Source organism: Bifidobacterium ruminantium DSM 6489 (assembly GCF_000770925.1).
GTDB lineage: Bacteria > Actinomycetota > Actinomycetes > Actinomycetales > Bifidobacteriaceae > Bifidobacterium > Bifidobacterium ruminantium.
The window spans coordinates 1-1243 of sequence record NZ_JDTK01000054.1; the positions used below are offsets into that span (position 1 = coordinate 1).

The 1243-nt window shown below is 65.0% G+C and carries 1 protein-coding gene and 1 pseudogene; both read left to right on the forward strand.

Annotation, left to right across the window (positions count from 1 at the left end; genetic code table 11):
* Nucleotides 1–349 (forward strand): annotated as a pseudogene (locus OU26_RS10255) (IS21 family transposase); the annotation flags it as partial.
* The gene (istB, locus tag OU26_RS09330) at nucleotides 346–1131 is read left to right on the forward strand and encodes an IS21-like element helper ATPase IstB (protein WP_169741497.1); all 786 of its coding nucleotides are present in this window, start codon (nucleotides 346–348) and stop codon (nucleotides 1129–1131) included. The pseudogene OU26_RS10255 and the gene istB, both read left to right, overlap by 4 nt.
* The last annotated feature ends 112 nt before the right edge of the window (nucleotides 1132–1243 follow it).

Genomic DNA, 1243 nt, shown 5'->3' on the forward strand with positions numbered 1-1243 from the left:
CCCGGCGAGCCTGCTGCCCGCTTTGGCGCGCAAGTCGCGCGCGTGGGGCGAATCCCCCATCCGCGGCGATTTCCCCGAAAAGCTCCGTCTCGCAATCGACGCCATGGACTCCAAGACCCGCCAGCGCACGTTCCGCCTCCTGGCCAAGGCCAGCGACGCATACGGCTTCGATGCCGCGGCAAAGGCCGGCGAGCACATCGTGGAGCAGGGCCACTCGATCGACGAGGCAAGCCTGACGGCCATGGCCAGACGCATCAGCGCAGGCGAAACCCCGGACGACGTCCCGGCACCGGACCTGCACGCGTATGACAGGTTCATGCGCCCCGAAACCCAGGCGAAGGCGGCATGAGCATGGGCAAAAGGAACACAACGATGCCGGACGCGACCCGCCGCCGCGCGTCCACGAACAGGAAAATGGACGAGATCATGCGTCTGGCCCGCCGGCTGCCATTGACCAGGCAGGTGCTCGCCGACCAGCTCGAAACCGCGACCCCGGCCCAGATGGAGTTCGTGGACCGGTGGATGAACGCCGAGATCGAATCCAGGGAGGCGTCCAAACGCACGCGCCTGCTCAGACAGGCCGGCTTCCCCGCCGCCAAGGAACTCGACGACTACGACTGGGAGAACGTGCGCATGCCGGCGGACTGGCAGCGCAGCGGGCTCGAATCCCTCGGATTCCTCGACGGTCCGGAGGACGTGGTCATGTTCGGGCCTCCCGGCACCGGCAAGACCCACCTCGCCATCGCGTTGGGCAGAAAGGCCTGCCGGCAGGGCGTGCCGGTGCGGTTCTACACCGCCGCGGGCCTGGTCATGAGGCTCCTGCGCGCCAACACGGAAGGCAAACTCGACCGGGAACTGCAAGCCATCGCCAAGGCCCGCATGATCGTCATCGACGAGCTCGGCTACGTGCCCATCGACGAGGAAGGCAGCAGACTCCTGTTCCAGGTCGTCACCAACGCGTACGAGACCCAGAGCATCGTCTACACCACCAACATCGAGTTCAGCGGATGGGGCAGGGTGTTCGGCGACCCCAACATGGCCGCCGCGATCATCGACCGCACCGTCCACCACGGCAGGATGATCAGATTCGAGGGCGAATCCTACAGACGGACCCACGCCCTCATGCAATAACAAAACAACCAAAACCAGACGAAACCAGCCGACGGTAACCCGGTAAACAATTGACCGGTAACCCGGACAGCCACCCACGGTAAAACGGCACACCAGCGCTTGACAAAACACA